Source organism: Citrobacter sp. Cf088 (assembly GCF_030334295.1).
Lineage (GTDB): Bacteria > Pseudomonadota > Gammaproteobacteria > Enterobacterales > Enterobacteriaceae > Citrobacter > Citrobacter freundii.
This window is the reverse complement of sequence record NZ_JAOWEE010000053.1, coordinates 756,114-771,018: the sequence shown is the minus strand read 5'-3', so window position 1 is coordinate 771,018 and position 14,905 is coordinate 756,114. Positions and strand designations below refer to the sequence as shown.

The following is a 14,905-nucleotide window of genomic DNA, read 5'->3' as shown; positions in this document are numbered from 1 at the left end:
CCGCCAGAGACGTCTGGCGGTTTCACCCTTCTTTCGTGTGCTTCATTCTATACATAGCGCTATCCGCATTCTGAATGGCCACATCCAGTTCACCGTTCACCTCTGCAATTCCCCACGATACTGACAATGGCACGGTATGCCCATCCACCACAAACACATGACTGGTCACCTGCCCGCTAATACGTTGCGCTATTGCTATGGCGTCAGTTGCCTGCGATCGAAACAGCAGGATCATAAATTCATCCCCGCCGGTACGAATCACAATATCGTGGCTGGTGCGGGTGTTTGACAGCATCCTGTTGGCGATAATTTGCAACGCGCGATCGCCTGCCGCGTGGCCCCAGGTATCATTGACGGCCTTAAATTTATTGCAGTCCAGTAGCACCACCGAACAGTGTGATAAATCCCGACGCTTGATAATGTCGAGTATTCGGCGGTTAAAACAGCCAGTCAAAGTATCGATATAAACCTTGAGGTCGCTTTCGTTTAGCCATGACTTTAACGAGAAGCTAATGATGATGAAAAAGAACGGCGCCAGCAGGATAACAATCCCGGCATGTGTATCGCGCGCCATAAAACGGCCTAATGAAAGCGAATAGTGCAGCGCATATTTCTCCGAAAAATTGCGCACCAAATAGCTGGATTGCCCCGCACATTTGCCGGATAAGCAGAGGCTCTCTTTGTTGGTCAGATTCACCAACTCCACGTTCAATCCGGGAAGGATTTGATTATCAAACGCCTCGGCTAACGCTTCCTGCAGCTCAGGCTTCGAATGATCATAGACCAGATAGGCAACGATTTGGTCTGATATCTCCTTACCCGACAGATCGTAGATATAGCTCACTACGCTGTAGGCTTTTTCACCGGTAATTTTATCGGTATAGAAGTTTGTTGAACTGAGAGCTTTATTTTTGACGTTTTTTTGCAACAACCGGGTATAGAAATCGGTGGGCGGATAGAAAAAATGCGTTATATCCATCGCCATTTCGGAGTCAGAAAAACTGAAATTACGCGAGTCAGAAGCCATAAACCAATAAAAATAATCTGAATTGCTGGCGATAATGTAACGGTGCGCATCGAAGCTGCCTGGATTTAGCTCATTAACCATTCCGCGAATGAACTCCGCCGCAGTATACATACACAGCGCATTATGGCTGGGTTGCTGAGCAATAATCGTCCCCGTTGCAGAATGAACCCGCTTTGGGTCGGCGTTAATTCCCCATTCATCTTTGTTTCGCGGAACAAACTGCGCCATAACACCACACTGTTCGCCGGTTTTGATGTGGTAATAACGCTCGCCAATCGCATCGGCAATCAGTTCATTATCATTAAAAATGTCCAACATGTGAGCTTGCAGGCGGCTAACGCCTTCACTGGCGGCCGCCATACGCTGTTCATAAATGATAAACAGAAACAACGAGGTAAAAATCAACGTAATGAGCCCGGATACTAGCAGAGCCTGCCTGTTTCTGAGCTTATCCTGCACAATCTTCACGAGTCCACCCTGATAGTTAACAGTATTGCCAAATCGGTTACCCGTTTATGTTGTTGCATAACAGCGTTGTACGTTGATAGAGAATGTTTGCCACTCCGAAGCAGGTACGTTGATGTAGCCCGCAATCGCGCGCTTAGGTTACAGATTTATACAACAAAAGCACATATTTGTTAACATAAGCGCAAACTAATCATCACCTTCGATAGGATACCCTGCCCGCCGGATGGCCTCGCGGCAGTCGTTTACGCCTGCGGCATAGCCCGCCTCAATCTCACAAACCGGACTTGCGCTGCAATAAGGTAGTGTAACCGGAGTCGCAATAAGTTTCTCCAGCGCCTCAGTTTTATCCATGTAAAGCAATAATTCACGTGCAACACTCACGGCAAACGCTGCCGTTTGATCCTCGTAGAACGGTTCCAGAAGTGTGATTTTTTGCTGTAGCAGATGGCGGGTCAACATCATCAGCAATTCCCTCAAAGTTGGTTTGCTTAAAGAGTAGCACTACATCAAAGGGGAGAAAGGCAGGATGTTTTCCCCAGAATTTTTTAAATGAAGAACGAGGGGAATTTTTCCTGGTTGCTAACCACGGGCAGGTATGCCCGGAATCTATACAGTTCAGTCGTTTTGGTTGTGCAACCATTAATGAAGTTGACTTCAAAAAGTCCCTTGCGAGACACTGAAGTAAAGCATGCCAAATATGGGTGAACTTGTTGAGACATCTGTTGATTAAATTAGTTATGTTAAGCGTTGGATTTTTAAGCGCTGGGGACATACTGGCAAATACTCCGGAACAGGTAATCACCGCTTTCCAGAGGGATTATAAATATTGGAATGACCAGTCATTTCAGAGAAATCAGAACTACGGAAAGCAAGAAGTTATGCTCCTGGCCCAGAAGGGTTGGAATGAGCTTTTGAATAAATATACAAAACCTGGTTTTCAGGGCGAGCCTATAGCTTTTGGTTCTGAGTCTAGTCATGATCCTGAGCAAGAGAACATCATATCGGTTCAGATTTCTGAAAAAGTAGCGACCGTGACGACCAGATTATCGAGGCAGTATTATTCACCTATTTATGAATATCAATTGTCCAAAGAGAATGATACCTGGTACCTATCTCAGATATTTTTAGTTGATGATGATGGAAAATATCCGAGTTTGTAATAAATAGTGCACTCATTACAACTTTATGAGTTAAAAAAATCTGCCATAATGACAGATTTCTTTAATCTATCATTAGAGATTTGCAACGTTATGATATACTTTTTGAACATCATCGTCATCTTCAAGAGCATCAACAAGCCCTGCAAAGACTTCTAAATCTTCTGGTGAAAGTTCAATTTCTGATTGAGCAATCATTTCTAATTCTGTGGTTGAAAACTCAGTAATTCCTGCTGCTTTTAGAGCTGCAATGCCTTTGTGAAGATCTGTAGATTCAGTATAAATAACGATGTTTCCTTCTTCCTCGGTTACATCACGAACATCTACTTCAGCATTAAGCAGAATTTCAAAAATATGGTCAGGGTCTGTCCCTTCAAATACAATTACTCCGGTATTGTCAAACATATAGCTGACAGAACCCGCAGCTCCGATATTCCCGCCTTTTTTATTAAAAATTGAGCGGACATTAGCAATCGTACGGTTAACGTTTGAAGTCAATGTTTCAGCGATAATCAGTGAGCCACTGGGACCAAAGCCTTCATAACGCCCTTGCACGAACGTTTCATCGCTGCCGCCTTTGGCTTTATCAATGGCTTTATCAATAACGTGTTTTGGAACCTGCGCTTGTTTCGCACGTTCAATAACGAATTTTAAAGATGTATTTAATTCTGGGTCTGGTTCGCCTTGTTTAGCAGCAGCATAAATTTCTACACCGAATTTTGCATATACATTAGACGTTGCACCGTCTTTAGCTGTTTTTTTAGCAACAATATTTGCCCACTTACGTCCCACTGGAATGATCTCCTCGAAAATTCATTTACATTATTGAATGGTAAATAATCTGCCATCACATTATATCATGATGTATAAACCTTAGTCCATGAAAAATAAAATATCCAAATTTTACGATATGTTACTTTAATTTTATCAATAGTTAACATTTTGGATAAGTTATCCCCTTATTATCTGCAGGTTCTTTTTTGTACGTAATAAATGAGCCGCAGCAATAATGCATAAGAGAATAGAAACAAAAGCGATATTCCAGATAAACACACAGGCTATTAAAGTTACCGCGGTACTGCTTAAAGAGAGCGCTACAAGTCATCTTGCACAGCGCCTTATTTGATAGTGTGTTCGTTTAGTACCGGGACAAGATACTTAGCCTATATTTACTCCACCACTACAACAAAGGGAAATGCTAAATGGGTGGAACGGTACAACCAGCATCTCTGACTGATGCGTTCAGAAGCACACGTGACTCAGTTGACTACGGCTGGTCAAAACAACAATACGCGTGGAAAAGAATGGAAAAAACTGGTCATTTGATGACCAGTTTTGCAGAGGAGTTTTGCAGAAGAACTTAAAAACGATAACCCGCAGAGAACATAAACACCCACGGATCGAGGCGTACACTGTCGCGCTGCTGGACGCCACCCATTTTATAGCTTGCAGTGGTGTCGATATCCATGTACCAGACCGACATGTTAATCAGCCAGTCGCGGTTAATCAGATAGTCCATACCGACTTGCCCTGCTGCACCCCAGGAATCTTTCAGACTCAGGTCCGATAATCCTGTTTCTTTACCGTTATCGTTAAAGCCTTCATCGAAGAAGGTCGTGTAGTTCACACCAACACCTACGTACGGACGCAGTTTACTGCTGGAGTCACCGAAGTACCACTGTGCCATTAACGTCGGCGGCAAATGATGTACGGTGGCAATATCACCCGTTGCTGCAGTGCCAATTTTATGGCGGAACGGCGTAGCCGCCAGTAATTCAACACCGATATTGTCGGTTGCCATGTAGGTAAATGTCAGACCCAACTGCGTGTTATTGCTGACATCAAAGCCACCTAAGCTGCCCAGCGTACCACCTGCACCTTCCGTCGGTCTGACGGTGGCTGAACCTGCACGAATAAAGAACTCTCCAGCTTCATGCGCAAATGCGTTACCAGAGAGAAGAGTTGTTAAAGCCAATGCTGCAACTGTTAATTTTTTCATGTCCGCTCCATCGTTATGGTTATAAAAGCGGAATGAATATACCCACTTCGGAGTAATAAATGATCTAACATAGATCACATTGACTTTGATAATTTAACATTTATTGATCCAGATTAAGTTAGAACTTGCATTCAAAATCCTGGTTAAATTAATTCAGATCAATTTTGATATATTTTCAATGTGCAAGTACCTCCACTCATTGCTGATGGGTGATGGTTATCTGCACGCGATGCGCAGATAACAAACAGCGTTCATGCACGACGCTGAAGTCATAGCCAAAAATTACCGCAGCTTTACAAAGATATGCTTTTCCATACATCGCGCGATGCTGCCACTGTAGAGTTATCCAGGGTACAATTGCCCGCAAATGAACACCTGCAAAACTCAAGGAGAGTGCATGTCTATCACGGCGAAATCCGTTTACCGTGACACGGGAAACTTTTTCCGTAATCAATTCATTACCATCTTGCTGGTATCGTTGTTGTGCGCGTTTATCACAGTGGTGTTAGGGCATGCCTTTTCCCCCACTGACGCACAAATTGCGCAACTCAGTGAAGGCGATCAGTTAACCAGCAGCGTGGGGTTGTTCGATCTGGTGCAAAACATGACCCCGGAGCAACAGCAAATTTTGCTACGCGCTTCCGCGGCGTCTACGTTTTCCGGTCTGATTGGTAATGCCATCCTCGCCGGTGGTGTCATCCTGATGATTCAGCTGATTTCAGCAGGTCATCGGGTCAGCGCATTACGTGCCATCGGCGCCAGTGCGCCAGTGTTGCCAAAGCTGTTTATTCTGATTTTTTTGACTACTCTGCTGGTGCAAATCGGTATTATGCTGGTTGTTGTTCCCGGTATTCTGCTGGCCATCCTGCTGGCACTCGCACCTGTGATGTTGGTACAGGACAAAATGGGTGTCTTTGCCGCGATGCGCAACAGTATGCGTCTGGCGTGGTCGAATATGCGACTGGTTGCGCCGGCAGTAATCGGTTGGTTGCTGGCAAAAACGCTGCTGTTGCTTTTTGCGCCAAGTTTTGCAGTACTTACGCCGAATGTAGGCGCGGTATTGGCGAATACGCTGAGCAATATGATCTCCGCGGTGTTGCTGATCTATTTGTTCCGCCTGTACATGCTGATTCGCCAATAAACCCTGAACGCATTCCGGGCTTGTACCCGGTGCTTTTGATGACGGAATCGAAGAATGAAGCAGTTTCTTGATTTTTTACCACTGGTTGTCTTTTTTGCTTTTTATAAGCTTTACGACATCTATGCGGCGACCTCGGCGCTGATTGTCGCGACGGCTGTAGTGTTGATTTACAGCTGGGTTCGCTATCGCAAGGTCGAGAAGATGGCGTTAATCACCTTTGTCCTGGTGGCCGTATTTGGTGGCCTGACTATTTTTTTCCACAACGATGAATTCATTAAGTGGAAAGTAACGGTGATTTACGGGCTGTTTGCTGGTGCATTGCTGGTAAGCCAGTGGGTGATGAAAAAGCCGCTGATCCAGCGCATGTTAGGTAAAGAACTGACCCTGCCGCAGCCAGTGTGGTCGAAACTAAATTTAGCCTGGGCAGTCTTTTTCATCCTGTGTGGTCTGGCGAATATCTATATTGCATTTTGGCTACCGCAGAACATTTGGGTCAACTTCAAAGTGTTCGGCCTGACCGCCCTGACTTTATTCTTTACGCTGCTGAGTGGAGTCTATATTTACCGTCATCTGCCGCAAGAAGATAAATCGTAATACATGCTCGCCAGATCTGCGGATCTGGCGAATTTTTATCCCCTCGCGTTCCATAGAGCTGACAACCTGACTTACATCTGCTCTGCATGCCGCATCCCCTCTGTTCTCGACGCACAAATTCTAGTAGCATCGCGCCTGTAATCTTTCTCTATAGTCGGTTCTACAATGACAACAACGAATAACACTCCCCAGGGTGAACTGGTTTTACGCACTCTGGCCATGCCTGCCGATACCAACGCGAACGGTGATATTTTTGGCGGCTGGCTGATGTCACAAATGGATATAGGTGGCGCGATTCAGGCCAAAGAGATCGCACATGGTCGTGTGGTAACGGTGCGGGTTGAAGGAATGAGCTTTTTGCGCCCGGTCGCCGTAGGTGATGTAGTGTGTTGCTATGCTCGCTGTGTGAAACGCGGGACAACCTCAATCAGCATCAATATTGAAGTTTGGGTGAAGAAAGTCGCTTCTGAACCTATTGGCCAGCGTTATAAGGCTACCGAAGCTCTGTTTATCTACGTTGCCGTTGATAAAGACGGGAAACCGCGTCCAATCCCCACGTTGGCCTGATAGCACACGCCAGTAATGCTATCCGGCAATCATCACTCTTGATCATTGCCGGACGGCCTGATGCTTACTCGATCTGCGTTGTGCCGTTTAATTTGAAAACAATATTTACCACGAGTCCGGAACCGGGTTTACCTGCTTCATAACGCCATCTACGCATCGCGTTTTTCACTTCACGCTCAAACATATTGGCAGGCTGCGCAGACAGGATCTCCACATTTTCAACCCGACCATCCGGCGTTACGTTAAATTTGACCTTTACCCGCCCTTCAATGCGCAGCGCCTGAGCTCGCGCCGGATACTGAGGCTGATTACGGCTTAAAGCACGTGGACCCGATGGCGCACTGACCACCGGTTTGCTGGTAGTTGCCGGCGCGGTATTGGTCATTGTGCGCGTAGGTGCCGTATTTTCCAGCGGGGAGGCCAGGCGCGGTTCTGCTGGTTTAACATCGCGTTTCGGCTGTTCTTCCACCTTTTTCACCGGTTTTGGCTTTGGTTTAGGCTTAGGCTTCGGTTTTTCAATCACCACCGGCGCCTCTTTTGGTGGCTCTGGAATCGGCTCTGGTTCCGGTTCAGGCTCGACAACAGGTTCCGGCGGCGGCTGAACGGCCTGAGGTGGTTCGAGATCGGCAGGCGCGACCATCGTGACAGAGATCGGCTGCGCTGGCGCAGGCAGTTCAATAACCTGATGTACCGAGGTATACAGCAAACCAGCCACTACGGCACCATGAATGCCGACAGACAGTAACGTTGGCCAGGGAAAGCGACGAGGTAAATCAAGGGTCATTGAAGTCATAATCGTTTCAGTAAAAAAACCAGGCCCTGATTTTAAATGCAAATAGCAATCATATTCAATAAGCCCGTGGCGGTAACTGACATTTAAAACGCGATTTTATGATAAAAAACCACTTTCAGAGTATGGCCTTAACATATCAGTTATCTTTCCGTTGCAGTTGTTAGGCCTTTCCAATAACGTTATTAACGACTTTTACCGTTCAAGGAGTTCTACCCGTGCTGTATGTTATTTACGCCCAAGATATCGCAGACTCTCTCGAAAAACGTCTTTCCGTGCGCCCTGCTCATCTGGCTCGCCTGCAACTCCTTCATGACGAAGGTCGTTTGCTCACGGCGGGCCCCATGCCAGCGGTCGATAGTAACGATCCCGGTGCGGCGGGTTTTACCGGCTCGACGGTGATTGCCGAATTTGAATCTTTGGAGGCGGCACAGGCGTGGGCGGAAGCCGATCCGTATGTTGCAGCGGGCGTTTATGCTCAGGTTTCAGTAAAACCGTATAAGAAAGTATTTTAATAAAACAAATAAAATTCAATCTGATAAAACCAAAAATGAGGATGTGTTTAGGGAGTAACAAATCTCAATCATCCTCGTTTTTTGCCATCAACCATGCAGCAAGTCTCCTATCAGGCCTCAAGATTTTTTTGTGCGCCGCCTTCTTTTGGTCTTCGTCAATAAGGACCATTTCCGTTTCTAGCTGAACAAGCAAATCTCAATATCCCATATAGCCACAAGCTAAATGGCCTGTTCGTAGCCCCTTCAAAGATAAGGGTACACCCTTGATCCGCGGGTAGTGAACTACCATAACCATGCAAGGAAACTGAGAGAAGAGAGAGATATTAAATCAACTTTTAGTTATCCGCATGCCCAGAAAGCCCATGATGGGATAAATGTCTAACGTATGCGAATTTGCCAGTACTATCGATTTTAATTCATATATATTGACATCTGTCAATGCAAACCATTTCGCCTTCCATCCTTAGAGAAGATATTTGTCAAGTTAAAGTGTCGATAAAACAGAATGTTGGTGGTAGAATTCAGAACTTTCTCAATCCAATGATTAACCAAATGTTAAAGTTGTTCGCAAAATACATATCTATTGGTGTCCTGAACACGCTGATTCACTGGATAGTATTTGGTGTATGCGTTTATGTACTTAAGATAAATCAAGCTCCTGCAAACTTTGCTGGCTTCGTAGTTGCTGTCTCATTCAGTTTTTTCGCGAATGCAAGGTTCACTTTCAATGCCTCAATAACAACTATGCGTTACATGATGTATGTTGGATTCATGGGAATTTTGAGCGCTGTCATAGGATGGGTAGCAGACAATTTCAGTCTGGCACCGATTATTACTTTAATTACATTCTCATTAATCAGCCTTATTTGCGGTTTTATTTATTCAAAGTTCATTGTTTTTAGGGATATAAAATGAAAATATCTTTACTTGTTCCTGTCTTTAATGAAGAGACTACAATACCGATTTTTTACAAATCAGTGCGCGAGTTCGAAGGATTAAAGCAGTATAAGGTTGAGATTGTCTTCATCAATGATGGAAGTACTGATGCAACCGAATCAATAATTAATTCAATTGCTGCGACAGATCCCCTAATCATTTCTCTGTCGTTTACACGCAACTTTGGTAAAGAACCTGCCCTATTTGCAGGTTTAGACCATGCAACAGGCGATGCAATTATACCAATAGACGTTGATTTGCAGGATCCAATCGAGGTGATCCCGCACTTGATAGAAAAATGGCAGACTGGCGTTGACATAGTGCTCGCTAAACGTACAGATCGCTCCACCGATGGCCATCTTAAGCGAAAAACCGCCGAATGGTTTTACAAATTACATAATAAAATAAGCAATCCGAAAATTGAAGAAAATGTTGGTGATTTTCGACTGTTATCACGTGAAGTGGTAGATAATATAAAACTGCTGCCTGAGCGTAATCTGTTCATGAAAGGTGTACTTTCTTGGGTTGGAGGAGAAACAGATATCGTTGAATATTCACGTGCTGAACGCGTTGCTGGCGAATCAAAATTTAATGGATGGAAGCTATGGAACCTTGCACTCGAAGGTATAACCAGTTTTTCAACATTCCCGCTGCGTATATGGACATATATTGGTTTACTTGTTGCTGGATTATCATTTATTTATGGTACATCAATGATATTCGAAACGCTTATGTTCGGTAATCCTGTCAGAGGTTATACATCTTTGCTAGTATCGGTTCTTTTTCTTGGTGGAGTGCAGTTGATTGGCATCGGTGTCCTGGGAGAATATGTAGGCAGAATTTATATCGAAAGTAAAGTTCGCCCACGATATATTTTAAAAGGAAAAAAAAGTGAGAAATTTTAACTTAGGAAAAATTCTTTTCCCTGTTGTTGTGATTACAGCAATACTAATAAGTATTGTGATGTACATTAGTTTTAACAAGGTCATCTATCTACCAGAATTCAAACTTGAGTCAATTAAAAGTGATAGCTTCGCTGGTGGTATTGATGAGTGTGTAATAGAAGGTGATACTATTTTTGTTTCTGGATGGGCTGTAGATCCCAGAGACACGAGTGACATGTATAGGGCAAATAACTACGCAATAATAAAAGTTGGAGATGACTTCTTCAAGTTAAGGCCAACAAGATCAGTCAGAACAGATGTCAGTTCTTTCTTTAAAAAAACAGGTTCGTTTGATTACACAGGTTTTGAAGCTAAAGGGAAATTAAGTTTCAACCCTATAACAACCGACAAAAAGATTAGCAAAACAATATATCTTGTTTCAGACAATGGAATTGTATTAAAAGGCATATCTCATGAATGCAAGTAAAAGATTAAACATAATTCTCGCTGTGGTGTCCGTCATTCTTCTTATGCTTTTGTTTTTTAGTATTAAACCGGCTGGAATGTATGATGACCTATACTTCTCGAAGGCACTAAAAGACTCAACACTTTTGTCATTTTTAAGTATGAGATATGAGACGTGGAGCGGAAGAGTTCTAATTGAAGCCATACTTATTAAAACAATAAATATTAAATATTTGCCGGCGACAATTATCACGTGTTCTTTTGCCCTACTGGCATTTGCCATGGCTAAGATAGCCACAAATGATACACCATCTGTAGGTTGTTGGTTAATAGCAATGATTTTAATTCTTTGCTGCTCTCCATCCGCTGTACAGGCTGTATTTTGGGTGACTGGTGGTTATAACTATTTGCTTCCTTTTTGTCTGGGTTTTACTTCTTTCTTTGGTTTTTTTAAGAATAAAAAAACAAAACCCATCGAGTTAACATGTCTTACTCTCGGATTCATCGCTGCAAACAACGAAATGTTCGGAGCTTTCGCGATACTATTAATGCTACCGGTCATAGGCAGAAAAATAGTTAGGAAAGAGAATGTTAAATTTGAAACAATATATTTTTTAACTCTTTCATTGAGTTTGGCACTTTGTATTATGGCACCAGGGAATTCCAGCAGATTTTTCATTGAGATGTCTACATGGATGCCTGATTTCAAATATTATAATTTTTTAGATAAAATTACATTGGGTGTTGATAGATTGAACTCGGGGGTCAACCAAAAATATAATTTTGCATATATAATATGTTGCGCAACAACTGCTCTATTCATATATCTAAAGAAAGAAAAAGTTGCATTTGACTGGCTAATTCTTTTAACCATTCTAATTCCTGTGTTACATATTTGCTTTGCAAATTTAGGAATCCAAACCCCACTGGATAATATAATAAGAGGGGAATATATGACTGGTAAGGCGTATGACGACTATGGAATGTACTTGTCATACTCAATAACCATTCTGATCATTGGTGGTATCATTAGTTATTTATATATACAAAGTAAAAATGATTTCACACTATACTTCTGCGCATCCTGCTTACTTTCATCAGTTGGGGCTGTCGTCGCTATTGGACTCTCCCCAACGGTACAGGCTAGCGGGGTAAGAATAATGTTTATATTAGATATAGCCTTTGTAATGTCATCACTGGCAATGTTAAAAAAAATTTTCAAATAAACAGGTACTTTGCTAGCTATATTTTAAATTCTGTCTGATGTAAATCAATGGACATGACTAAGCAAAAACCAGACTTTGGGCACCGCCAGCGGTGCCCTTTTGGGATCAGATGCTGTGGATCGCAAACAGCAACGAGTTGCGTTGATGGTTGAGAATGCACTTTCTGATAGTGTGGATACGCATATTACGACGCGATTGTCCTTCAAGCCAACGTGCTTTACGGCGGCTAGCCTGACGCAGCATCCGCCAGCGTCCCACTTCCGTTCTACTACGCTTCATGTTTACTACTCTTTCAGTCACTGAGTGGCCATTATAACGCCACACCGAATGCAGACCAGCGGTTTTCCCGTGTTTTTATTTGCCAGATTAATCCTGATGCGTAAACTCTTAACAATACGCTTTCAAAAGGATTTTTAAATTTATGACAACCTTCTACACCGTGGTGAGTTGGCTGGTCATTCTGGGTTACTGGGTACTCATTGCTGGCGTAACATTACGCATTCTAATGAAACGACGCGCAGTGCCCTCGGCAATGGCCTGGCTTTTGATCATCTATATTCTGCCATTGGTAGGGATCATTGCTTATCTGTCCTTCGGTGAGCTCCACCTGGGTAAACGCCGCGCCGAACGCGCCCGGGCAATGTGGCCGTCAACGGCCAAGTGGCTGAACGATCTTAAAGCCTGTAAGCATATTTTTGCGCAGGAAAACAGCAGCGTCGCCTCCTCCTTATTTAAACTGTGCGAGCGTCGTCAAGGAATCGCCGGCGTTAAGGGTAATCAGCTGCAGCTGCTCACCAGTTCAGATGACGTGATGCAGGCGCTGATCCGCGATATTCAGCTGGCGCGCCACAACATCGAAATGGTGTTCTACATATGGCAGCCAGGCGGTATGGCCGATCAGGTAGCCGAGTCGTTAATGGCTGCCGCGAGGCGTGGCATTCACTGTCGCCTGATGCTGGACTCCGCCGGCAGCGTGGCGTTCTTCCGCAGCCCTTGGGCGGCGATGATGCGTAACGCAGGTATCGAGGTTGTAGAAGCGCTGAAGGTGAACCTGATGCGTGTATTTTTACGCCGTATGGACCTGCGTCAGCACCGCAAAATGATCATGATCGACAACTACATTGCGTATACCGGTAGCATGAACATGGTCGATCCGCGCTTCTTCAAACAAGATGCAGGCGTTGGGCAATGGGTTGATTTAATGGCAAGAATGGAAGGCCCGGTAGCCACCGCTATGGGCATCGTCTATTCTTGCGACTGGGAAATTGAGACCGGAAAACGCATTTTGCCCCCGCCGCCGGACGTCAATATCATGCCGTTTGAGCAGGCCAGCGGGCACACCATTCACACAATTGCCTCGGGTCCTGGTTTCCCAGAAGACTTGATTCATCAGGCGCTGTTAACCGCAGCTTATTCAGCGCGCGAATATTTAATTATGACCACGCCTTACTTTGTACCCAGCGACGATTTGCTGCATGCAATTTGTACGGCAGCGCAGCGTGGGGTCGACGTCAGTATCATTCTTCCACGTAAGAATGATTCCCTGCTGGTTGGCTGGGCAAGCCGGGCCTTTTTCACTGAGTTGCTGGCAGCTGGCGTTAAAATTTATCAGTTCGAAGGCGGCCTGCTGCACACCAAGAGCGTACTGGTCGATGGCGAGCTGAGCCTGGTCGGTACCGTTAACCTGGATATGCGCAGTCTATGGCTCAATTTTGAAATCACGCTGGTCATTGACGATGCTGGATTCGGCGGCGATCTCGCCGCCGTGCAGGATGATTATATTTCGCGTTCCCGCCTGCTTGATGCCCGTTTGTGGGTAAAACGACCACTCTGGCAGCGGATAGCAGAGCGACTGTTTTACTTCTTTAGTCCGTTGCTGTAAAACGTGCCCATCAGACAGTAAACAGGTAGTCATTATGGATATGGATTTGAACAATCGCCTGACCGAAGACGAAACGCTTGAGCAGGCTTACGACATTTTTCTCGAACTGGCTGCGGATAACCTCGATCCGGCAGATATCATTCTGTTCAATTTGCAGTTTGAAGAACGCGGCGGTGCCGAGTTATTCGATCCGGCAGAAGACTGGCAGGAGCATGTTGATTTTGACCTGAACCCTGATTTCTTTGCCGAAGTGGTGATTGGTCTGGCAGATACAGAAGACGGTGAGATTAACGATATTTTTGCGCGCGTTTTATTATGTCGCGAAAAAGATCATAAGCTCTGCCATATTCTCTGGCGCGAATAATCAAACAAAAAAGCTGCTCTCGCAGCTTTTTTTATTTTTAGCCCGGTAGTTTGCTTCCGCAACGGTTACAAAACTGCGCGCTATTTTCGTGCTGCGCCTGCTGACAGTGGGGACATTTTCGTTGGTGCCCGCGATGCTGGAACGCACTGCTCATGTGCGTGGTAATCAATCCCGTCGGTATGGCAATCACCGAGTAACCAATCAGGATAAGCACGGACGCCACCATGCGCCCCAACGGAGTGTGCGGCGTAATATCGCCATAGCCGACGGTGGTTACAGTAACAATCGCCCAATACACTGACGCATTCAGCGTAGTAAATCCATATTTTGGCCCTTCAATCAGATACATCATCGCACCAAAAACCACCATCAGAATGGCGATAAAGGAATAGAATAACATCAGCTGATGTCGGGCACTTTTTAACGCATTCCAGAACACCCGTAGAGAAGGCATAAAGCGCAACAGCTTGAGAATACGCAGGACGCGCAGGACACGCATCGCCCGCCAGGCGAAAACATAACTCAGACTGATTTCCGGCCATAGCCACATCACATACAGCGGCAGAATGGTGGCAAGGTCAACTATCCCCCAGAAACTAAACACATATTTGGCGGGATTGGCCCAACAGCATAAGCGCAGAAGATATTCGAGAGTAAAGACCAGAGTAATAAAGATCTCCAGCCAGACAAAAACGCGCCATTCCTCAAAGGTTAAATGGTATTGCGTCCCTACTCCGGACTCAATGAAGATAACAATGACGCTGAGCAAGGCGAATAGCGCGCACATACCTTCAAAGCGACGCCCTGAACGGGTGTTTAAATCGAATAATTTGCGAAAGAGCGCGCGGCGGACAGAAGAGACTAAACCTGGCACAGATACCTCACCAAAA

Annotated in this window: 18 protein-coding genes and 1 pseudogene; 12 read left to right on the top strand and 7 right to left on the bottom strand. The window is 44.8% G+C overall.

Translation table 11 applies throughout. The features are described from left to right. Positions 1 to 22: 22 nt before the first annotated feature. Complete coding sequence (locus tag OGV71_RS16610) at positions 23 to 1,495, bottom strand: GGDEF domain-containing protein (protein WP_003841287.1); 1,473 nt, start codon at positions 1,493 to 1,495, stop codon at positions 23 to 25. Between the two features lie 186 nt (positions 1,496 to 1,681). Continuing rightward, on the bottom strand, positions 1,682 to 1,957 hold the full coding sequence (locus tag OGV71_RS16605; protein ID WP_003020652.1) for a hypothetical protein: 276 nt from the start codon (positions 1,955 to 1,957) through the stop codon (positions 1,682 to 1,684). A gap of 260 nt (positions 1,958 to 2,217) precedes the next feature. Here OGV71_RS16605 and OGV71_RS16600 point away from each other — a divergent pair, with 260 nt between their 5' ends. Continuing rightward, positions 2,218 to 2,655: a hypothetical protein gene (locus OGV71_RS16600; RefSeq protein ID WP_226794989.1), complete on the top strand. Its 438-nt coding sequence runs from the start codon at positions 2,218 to 2,220 to the stop codon at positions 2,653 to 2,655. A gap of 72 nt (positions 2,656 to 2,727) precedes the next feature. Here the strand turns inward: OGV71_RS16600 and OGV71_RS16595 are convergent, their stop codons facing one another. Together OGV71_RS16595 and ompW are read right to left on the bottom strand one after the other, a co-directional pair. Then, positions 2,728 to 3,444 (bottom strand): YebC/PmpR family DNA-binding transcriptional regulator, encoded by a 717-nt coding sequence (locus OGV71_RS16595; protein WP_003020658.1) that lies wholly within the window; start codon positions 3,442 to 3,444, stop codon positions 2,728 to 2,730. Between the two features lie 568 nt (positions 3,445 to 4,012). Beyond that, the gene (gene ompW, locus OGV71_RS16590) at positions 4,013 to 4,651 is read right to left on the bottom strand and encodes an outer membrane protein OmpW (RefSeq protein ID WP_003833354.1); all 639 of its coding nucleotides are present in this window, start codon (positions 4,649 to 4,651) and stop codon (positions 4,013 to 4,015) included. Between the two features lie 282 nt (positions 4,652 to 4,933). Here ompW and OGV71_RS16585 point away from each other — a divergent pair. From OGV71_RS16585 to yciA, 4 genes and pseudogenes are all read left to right on the top strand, one after another. Next, a pseudogene (locus tag OGV71_RS16585) lies at positions 4,934 to 5,020 on the top strand (YkgJ family cysteine cluster protein); the annotation flags it as partial. A gap of 28 nt (positions 5,021 to 5,048) precedes the next feature. Then, positions 5,049 to 5,792, top strand: coding sequence for a YciC family protein (locus OGV71_RS16580; protein WP_003020663.1), 744 nt, complete (start codon positions 5,049 to 5,051; stop codon positions 5,790 to 5,792). Positions 5,793 to 5,846: 54 nt separating this feature from the next. After that, positions 5,847 to 6,386 (top strand): septation protein A, encoded by a 540-nt coding sequence (locus OGV71_RS16575; RefSeq protein ID WP_003020667.1) that lies wholly within the window; start codon positions 5,847 to 5,849, stop codon positions 6,384 to 6,386. 165 nt (positions 6,387 to 6,551) lie between these two features. Further along, positions 6,552 to 6,953: an acyl-CoA thioester hydrolase YciA gene (gene yciA, locus OGV71_RS16570; protein WP_003020670.1), complete on the top strand. Its 402-nt coding sequence runs from the start codon at positions 6,552 to 6,554 to the stop codon at positions 6,951 to 6,953. A 64-nt stretch (positions 6,954 to 7,017) separates the two neighbouring features. On the opposite strand, the gene tonB is transcribed toward yciA, so the two are convergent. Next, a complete protein-coding gene (gene tonB, locus OGV71_RS16565; protein ID WP_257651151.1) occupies positions 7,018 to 7,746 on the bottom strand; it encodes a TonB system transport protein TonB in 729 nt (242 codons plus the stop codon). 215 nt (positions 7,747 to 7,961) lie between these two features. Between tonB and OGV71_RS16560 the strand changes: the two genes are divergently transcribed. From OGV71_RS16560 to OGV71_RS16540, 5 genes are all read left to right on the top strand, one after another. Further along, positions 7,962 to 8,258, top strand: coding sequence for a YciI family protein (locus OGV71_RS16560; protein WP_003020675.1), 297 nt, complete (start codon positions 7,962 to 7,964; stop codon positions 8,256 to 8,258). Between the two features lie 552 nt (positions 8,259 to 8,810). Then, positions 8,811 to 9,173, top strand: a complete 363-nt coding sequence (locus tag OGV71_RS16555; protein ID WP_194858142.1) for a GtrA family protein — start codon at positions 8,811 to 8,813, stop codon at positions 9,171 to 9,173. Continuing rightward, positions 9,170 to 10,099: a glycosyltransferase family 2 protein gene (locus OGV71_RS16550; protein WP_194857686.1), complete on the top strand. Its 930-nt coding sequence runs from the start codon at positions 9,170 to 9,172 to the stop codon at positions 10,097 to 10,099. Before OGV71_RS16555 ends, OGV71_RS16550 begins: the two co-directional genes overlap by 4 nt. Further along, positions 10,086 to 10,565, top strand: coding sequence for a hypothetical protein (locus OGV71_RS16545; protein ID WP_194857685.1), 480 nt, complete (start codon positions 10,086 to 10,088; stop codon positions 10,563 to 10,565). Before OGV71_RS16550 ends, OGV71_RS16545 begins: the two co-directional genes overlap by 14 nt. After that, entirely contained in the window at positions 10,552 to 11,769 is a 1,218-nt protein-coding gene (locus OGV71_RS16540) for a DUF6056 family protein (RefSeq protein ID WP_286533665.1), read from the top strand. Before OGV71_RS16545 ends, OGV71_RS16540 begins: the two co-directional genes overlap by 14 nt. 105 nt (positions 11,770 to 11,874) lie before the next feature. Here the strand turns inward: OGV71_RS16540 and OGV71_RS16535 are convergent, their stop codons facing one another. Beyond that, positions 11,875 to 12,048 carry a YciY family protein gene (locus tag OGV71_RS16535; RefSeq protein ID WP_003020684.1) on the bottom strand — a complete coding sequence of 58 codons (174 nt, stop codon included), beginning with the start codon at positions 12,046 to 12,048 and terminating at the stop codon, positions 11,875 to 11,877. A 142-nt stretch (positions 12,049 to 12,190) separates the two neighbouring features. Between OGV71_RS16535 and cls the strand changes: the two genes are divergently transcribed. Further along, positions 12,191 to 13,651 carry a cardiolipin synthase gene (gene cls / locus OGV71_RS16530; RefSeq protein ID WP_003020687.1) on the top strand — a complete coding sequence of 487 codons (1,461 nt, stop codon included), beginning with the start codon at positions 12,191 to 12,193 and terminating at the stop codon, positions 13,649 to 13,651. A 34-nt stretch (positions 13,652 to 13,685) separates the two neighbouring features. Further along, on the top strand, positions 13,686 to 14,015 hold the full coding sequence (locus tag OGV71_RS16525; protein WP_003020691.1) for an HI1450 family dsDNA-mimic protein: 330 nt from the start codon (positions 13,686 to 13,688) through the stop codon (positions 14,013 to 14,015). Between the two features lie 37 nt (positions 14,016 to 14,052). Here the strand turns inward: OGV71_RS16525 and OGV71_RS16520 are convergent, their stop codons facing one another. Beyond that, positions 14,053 to 14,889, bottom strand: a complete 837-nt coding sequence (locus tag OGV71_RS16520) for an ion transporter (RefSeq protein ID WP_194857682.1) — start codon at positions 14,887 to 14,889, stop codon at positions 14,053 to 14,055. Positions 14,890 to 14,905 lie beyond the last annotated feature (16 nt).

Bases quoted from the DNA above. Each gene is read 5' to 3' on its own strand.
- ompW (WP_003833354.1), bottom strand. From the start codon at position 4,651: ATGAAAAAATTAACAGTTGCAGCATTGGCTTTAACAACTCTTCTCTCT.
- OGV71_RS16580 (WP_003020663.1), top strand. From the start codon at position 5,049: ATGTCTATCACGGCGAAATCCGTTTACCGTGACACGGGAAACTTTTTC.
- OGV71_RS16535 (WP_003020684.1), bottom strand. From the start codon at position 12,048: ATGAAGCGTAGTAGAACGGAAGTGGGACGCTGGCGGATGCTGCGTCAG.
- OGV71_RS16605 (WP_003020652.1), bottom strand. From the start codon at position 1,957: ATGATGTTGACCCGCCATCTGCTACAGCAAAAAATCACACTTCTGGAA.
- cls (WP_003020687.1), top strand. From the start codon at position 12,191: ATGACAACCTTCTACACCGTGGTGAGTTGGCTGGTCATTCTGGGTTAC.
- OGV71_RS16525 (WP_003020691.1), top strand. From the start codon at position 13,686: ATGGATATGGATTTGAACAATCGCCTGACCGAAGACGAAACGCTTGAG.
- OGV71_RS16540 (WP_286533665.1), top strand. From the start codon at position 10,552: ATGAATGCAAGTAAAAGATTAAACATAATTCTCGCTGTGGTGTCCGTC.
- tonB (WP_257651151.1), bottom strand. From the start codon at position 7,746: ATGACTTCAATGACCCTTGATTTACCTCGTCGCTTTCCCTGGCCAACG.
- OGV71_RS16550 (WP_194857686.1), top strand. From the start codon at position 9,170: ATGAAAATATCTTTACTTGTTCCTGTCTTTAATGAAGAGACTACAATA.
- OGV71_RS16555 (WP_194858142.1), top strand. From the start codon at position 8,811: ATGTTAAAGTTGTTCGCAAAATACATATCTATTGGTGTCCTGAACACG.
- OGV71_RS16575 (WP_003020667.1), top strand. From the start codon at position 5,847: ATGAAGCAGTTTCTTGATTTTTTACCACTGGTTGTCTTTTTTGCTTTT.
- yciA (WP_003020670.1), top strand. From the start codon at position 6,552: ATGACAACAACGAATAACACTCCCCAGGGTGAACTGGTTTTACGCACT.